Below are 6,009 nucleotides of genomic sequence, written 5' to 3'. Positions count from 1 at the left end.
GTTTAAAAACACTCGGATTTTGCCATCTTATAAAGATCGGTCAACCGATCAATAAACTGCTAAATGATCGGCATTACGCCAAATGGCGCCTTTTTCGTTGAGACTATTTAATCTGTTTTATGACGACTCGGTCAGTTTTAGTCCGATTTAGTCGCTTTTAGCTGGCCATCTGCATCGAAGGGCCAATCAACACCTAACCACGCCTTAAAGAAGGCTTTTTGTGATCGGCTTGGCTTATCAACACTGGTAATGACCAGCTTGCCACTTTGCTTGTCACCCAGTTTAAGCTCGACATCTTTTAGTCTGTCATTACTAAATAGCGTCACTTTTATCGTGTCACCCGCACTGAAGTCTTTAATGCGCGACTCAAAACCCGCCGCGGTAACCTTAAGGCCGTTAACCGCAACGACCTCGTCGCCAAGCACGATGCCGGCATTCCATGCTGGGCCATTGCGGAGCACTTGTGATAACACCAAGGAATTTGACGCTAACGTAACGCCAGTAAAAGGCTCTACTTTGGCATCTTTACCATAGCTAGTTTTCAATCCCGCTAGACCCAGTAAGCGATCAAAGTCTAAGCTTACTGGCGAGTTAACATACTCCTGCCACCAGCTTTCATAACTGGTTCCTGCAACGCTATTTAAAATCTGCTTCACATCACTAATGGTGTAACCCACAGGAAGACGATACTCATTGTAGAGTTTACGGTGCACATCGCGATATGAACGTTTAAGTTTGGTTTCTTCAAGTAAAGAAAAATCTAACGCTAATGACGTTAAGTAGCCTTCTGAGTAGATGTTCGTGCTGTGATTAACCGCGTAATCTCCACCACTACTTGCCCACTGATTAGCACTCGCTTCGGCAATTGATTGCACTTCTCTGCCCGGAGTCTGCTCACTTTGTGCCACTCGCTTTGCTAAGTCTTCGAGAAACTCTTTTGGCGTCATCACCCCTGCGCGCAGTAATAATTGACTTTGGAAGTAACTCGTAGAGCCTTCTGCAATCCACAATAGTTCAGTGATCCCTTCATCTTGATAGTTGTATGGCACCAATCCATCAGGACGATACGCTTTGACGTTCCAGGTATGAATAAACTCATGTGAGGCCGTTTTGATAAAGCCTAAGTAGTCTTTACGCTCTCGATAGCTAAAACGTGGACGCTGAATAATGGTCGAATTTAAATGCTCTGTTGCCCCGCGAGCGCCACTGGTAGCGTGTACCATATAGACATAGCGTTCAAACGGATAATCATCCCAAATGACCTCTGCCTGACCGCTAAGCTTGCTCAAGTCTGTGACCATTTGGTCAATGTTATAATTGCCCTCTCCCCAAACCACTAATTCATAATCCCGACCATCTGCACTAAACTCTCGATGCTCACTGATCCCCGTCTCTATTGGCGAATCAACTAAGATATCGTAATTATTAGCAGTGAAGGTATGCGCGTTATTGCCGCTATCCATCCCCGAGTAACTATTCCAATCACTAGGTACATTAAGCGAGACCGTTAGAGGCTCATGCTTAAATTCAGGGCTATAAACAAAGGTACCGCTGGCATCTAAAAAAGCATGGCTTGCATCGATATGGTTGACTCGTTGCCCCAATTTGTTGGCATAAAGCTGATAATTGACCGTTACACTCGTGGGTTCACTTAAGGCTATTGTCCACTCACCGCTTGCGGTTCTCGTCCAAGGTAGCACTGAGCCCGTATCATCGGTTGCAGTAAAAGTTCTCACTGCATCGGCCAATGGCAATACTTGATATTTACCCGTGCGCCATACAGGCAGGTTAACCACTAAAGCCTTTGACTGAGTTTCAGGAAAGACGACGGTTACTTTTGCTAAGTGATGTTCGGGGCTCGTTAAGTCGATCTGGTAGTTTACGTCGGCAATGGCATGAGTACAGGCTAAAGCACCAAAAGTTAAGATTAAGGGAACTACAGGTTTCACTCTCGCGTCCTTCTGTTATTATTGTTTTCATTGAGTCGGCAAAATATAACATAAGACTTAATTAGGCCAAAGAATAACAAAAATCAGGCGCTTAATTTAACGATTAAGTACAAGGACTGGCATGTTAATGCGTATTTTCATCACCCTATTATCGTTCACACTTTCATCATTTTGTGCCAGCCATGTTTATGCTGCGCCAAGAGATGAGCTTTTAACGGAAGTGCAGTTAAGGGAAGCACCTAAAGTACTTGAGCAATCCTTAGCAAAAACGCTACCGGCATTACCCAATTTCACTTCTGCACAAGCGTTTAGCCTATTTAGTCAACAGATGCGCCTCTCAAGCGAAGAATTAAAGCGCGACATTCAGCTATCGGCTCGCTTAAAGATGGCGCTTTATAACAAAGATAAAAACCGTTATATCGCAGCGAAACGGCTCATAGAGCAACTTAAACATATCAGCGACAGCCCATTTGATAAAAGCTACTTGCTCATGCTCAAAGGGCGTTATGCTGGAAGAAGCCAACAAGACTACGCCAGCGCTATCGAGCATTATCAACAAGCGGTGCCCTTGATAGAGCATTCAAACAACCTGGCCGAGCAAGTACTGCTATATACCTTGCAAGAAGATCTCAGTGTTATGCACATGATATTGCGTAAAGAGGCGATTGCACTGCAGCACTTAAGAAAGCTCTCAGCTACTGCAAAGCTGCTCAATAATAATTACCTCATCGCCCAAACTGAATCGATATTAGGTAAGTATTTTTATAAACAAAATCAATTAGGCAAGTCGCTTTCTCATTACACTGAAGCGGTAAAGTATACCCGTGGCGGAGAGCACTCTTCTCTTAACGCCCATATTGAACTTCAACTTGCGAGGGTTTATCGCGATCTAGAATCTTGGGATGAGGCACTCACATCGGCCCACAACGCCGCCGAATCTTTTAGCAAGCTAGGTAACGAAAACTATGTTTCATCATCAATGACGGTCATCGCGATGATTTATGCCCGCCAAGGGCAGTGGTACAAAGCGATTGATTACCACTTAAATGCACAACAGATTGAATCTAAACTCGGCAATTATATTGGTCTAGGCCTCAACTTACATAACCTAGGTGAGGCCTACTTTAAGATAGGCGACTTAAAAAGCTCACTGACTAACCTTGAGCGAGCCAATAAGATTTTCACTTCCAAAAAGAGTGATCACTATTTAGTTTATAACAACCTCTTGATTGCAGAAGTGACAGCAAGCACTGGCGAGTGGCAAAAGTCTCTTAATTACGCAAAAAAAGCGGCTCAAATCGCCAAGGCTAAACAGCTTAATAACGAGTTAAAGCAAGCATTAACCAGACAAATTGATGCACTAGAAAAGCTTGGCCACTATGAAGATGCCTATAACAACGTTTTAATACTTAACCAACTCGATAGCAAATCTGAGCTGCAATCGAGTGAATTTGATCTGCAACAGTCGCAAATCATTGAGCAAAAACTTAAGCTCAATTTAAGTCAGAGCCAAAATGCGTTACAGTCAAAAAGTGATCAGCTCTATGCCGCTCGCTTAGTTAGCCTATTCTGCATCTTTGCCCTTTGCCTAATGCTGTTGTTATTAATCAAGCAATGGCGACTTAAAAGCAAGTTCAGTGTGGTCAACGCTAACCTGGCTCAAGCTCAGCGACTCGAACCATTTACAAAGCTTCCAGGCTATTTAGCTTTTAAGCTAGATTATGCCGCGCAGCACAATAAGCCCATAAAAACACTGGCTCTGATTTCACTTTCTGATCAACTAAACTCTGATTTGATTCAAGGTTATCAGTGTAATACTGATATGAATAAACAGCAGTTACTCGCTATTACAACTAGCCTAAAGTGCCAGTCTTACATTATCCGGCCAGGATTATTTTTAATCAGTTTTGATTCAACCATAGAACCCAATAGCCTACTGACAACACTTAGAAGCGTTATTAATGACAATTTTGGTGAGACCAGTCTTCATATGGGGATATTGCACCTACCGCTTCTAGGTGATTTAGCTATCAAACTGACCGCTGGACAACACTTTGGCAGCCTACAGATGATGTTATCTGCCGCCAAAACATTAGGCAGTGAGAAAGACTATTTTGTCACAATGAAAGCACTCAATTTTGCTTCAGCTGGAATATTTAACAAGCCACTTTACCTTAATATCGAAAAAAGCATTGTTCGTGGCATAATTAAAGTTGAAACCAATGGTAATAAAGAAGAGATAATTTGGCCAAGATGGAAGAGTCATCAAAATATCGATATCAATGATGACAAAGTAGCCATATAAGCATTTAAAGTTCGGCATTGGCCGATGTTAATTTCTCTTTTTAAAGACTACTGGTAAGATAAGTGCTTAAATTTAAGATTCATTTTTAGCTTGCGTAATTTATAGGAACCAAAATAAGCATGAAGGATGCCGCCATAAGTACGTCTCAATTAAGTCTGTTACAGCAGAAGCTCTTTGCTGCTAGACAGGCGTTAGATGAGATGAGCGAAGAGCAAAATGAAAAGCTGAACATCCTCATACAATTTATTGTTCAATTAAGCCTTGCCTGTAAAGGTCAAAATTTAGAGCTTGATAACAAACTTGCCAAGTTGCGCCACAAGTTAACCAAATTTAGTCAATTCGAAGACTCAATTTCAGATCTCAATGAAGCAGACTCCATCCTTAAACAGCAATATGCCCGAGTGATGCTGCAGCTCGAAGACAGTCGCCAATCATTAGCCACTATGGTGAGCCAAATTCAGCGAGTTGAATCTCTACCGAGTAAATTAAAGCTAGAGATTTCTTACTTCAAAAAAGATCTGCTTAAGCCATTCCATACCTATTGGGATTACATTCCAAAAGTAGAAAAAGTGGTTAACTTTTATGATGAAATCTTAAAAGAAAAACTAAGTTTTGGGGATCAGTTTGAAATTTTGCCTCGTCATAGGCAAGCAGCTCATGAGCTTGCACAACTGCTGTCAGAAATTGAATTTAGAAAAGAGCAGCGAGAGCAAGTCTCTCAAATTAAGCGCTCATTAACTGAAGAGTTTGAACTCGATACCTTACTTGATGCTTACCAAGTTGTACTTGGTCTTCTACTCGATAATATTGCGAGAGAAAAAACCGCCTCGCAAGAGTTTCTATACATACTCAATAATGCACTGAGCAATGTTCAAGAGGTGGTCACTGATTCATATAGTCACTCGGTAAAGAGTTTTCAAGTCACAAAGCAGCTTAATCGCGATATCAACTTTCAAGTCGATAATGTGGGAGAGGCGGTAATTGAAGTTGATAATATTGATGAACTGAAAAATCAGGTAACCCTTCACCTGTCTTCTTTACGCAAGTCTCTGTCTCGTAAAGAACAGCTTGAAAATAGAGAACAAGCCCAGCTAAAGCAGTCAGTTGAAGCATTGCGTCAAGAGCTCAAACTGCTTGGGAAAGAAACTGAATCATATAAAGAGCGCTTATTCGAGCAGCAAAAACTAAACCTGTTAGACTCATTAACCCAACTGCCGAATCGCAGTGCGTTAGAAGAACGTATGGATATTGAGTATCGCAACTATAAGCGCACTAAACAGCCATTATGGGTTGCTGTTGCCGATATTGATCATTTCAAAACCATCAACGATAGCTTTGGTCACAGCACTGGTGATAAAACATTGCAAGTTATTGCTATGGCACTAAAAAATGCTCTAAGAGAATCTGAATTTGTCGCTCGATATGGTGGCGAAGAGTTTGTGCTTTTACTGCCCGACATTGCCGAAAGTGATATTCAACCTTTACTTAATCGAGTGAGAGAAAAAGTAAAAAGTATTCCATTTAAGTTTAAAAATCAGAGAATTACGGTTACAGTATCTATAGGCGCTGCACAAATTATTGAAAATGAGCTCATAACAGAAACATTCGATCGAGCTGACGCAGCGCTATATAAAGCCAAAAACGAAAGCAGAGATAGAGTCATTATCGACTTCTAAGCACATCCCCTTGTGATAACGCCCGTTATCACATTTGCCTTGGTGGGACAGCTTGCCTATCACTGCTCAAGGAGTTGCT

Annotated in this window: 3 protein-coding genes; 2 read left to right on the top strand and 1 reads right to left on the bottom strand. The window is 41.7% G+C overall.

The genetic code is table 11. The features are described from left to right. Positions 1 to 137 precede the first annotated feature (137 nt). Positions 138 to 1,949 carry a M61 family metallopeptidase gene (locus tag ACVBIU_RS06915; RefSeq protein WP_447160036.1) on the bottom strand — a complete coding sequence of 604 codons (1,812 nt, stop codon included), beginning with the start codon at positions 1,947 to 1,949 and terminating at the stop codon, positions 138 to 140. Between the two features lie 127 nt (positions 1,950 to 2,076). Here ACVBIU_RS06915 and ACVBIU_RS06910 point away from each other — a divergent pair, with 127 nt between their 5' ends. Both ACVBIU_RS06910 and ACVBIU_RS06905 read left to right on the top strand, forming a co-directional pair. Further along, positions 2,077 to 4,254: a tetratricopeptide repeat protein gene (locus ACVBIU_RS06910; protein ID WP_447160037.1), complete on the top strand. Its 2,178-nt coding sequence runs from the start codon at positions 2,077 to 2,079 to the stop codon at positions 4,252 to 4,254. A gap of 119 nt (positions 4,255 to 4,373) precedes the next feature. Further along, on the top strand, positions 4,374 to 5,930 hold the full coding sequence (locus ACVBIU_RS06905; RefSeq protein WP_447160038.1) for a diguanylate cyclase domain-containing protein: 1,557 nt from the start codon (positions 4,374 to 4,376) through the stop codon (positions 5,928 to 5,930). Positions 5,931 to 6,009: the final 79 nt, after the last annotated feature.

Source organism: Shewanella sp. 30m-14, from assembly GCF_052977125.1.
The sequence above is the reverse complement of the archived record's forward strand: the minus strand, read 5'-3'. Positions and strand labels throughout refer to the sequence as shown.

Bases quoted from the DNA above. Each gene is read 5' to 3' on its own strand.
- ACVBIU_RS06910 (WP_447160037.1), top strand. From the start codon at position 2,077: ATGCGTATTTTCATCACCCTATTATCGTTCACACTTTCATCATTTTGT.
- ACVBIU_RS06905 (WP_447160038.1), top strand. From the start codon at position 4,374: ATGAAGGATGCCGCCATAAGTACGTCTCAATTAAGTCTGTTACAGCAG.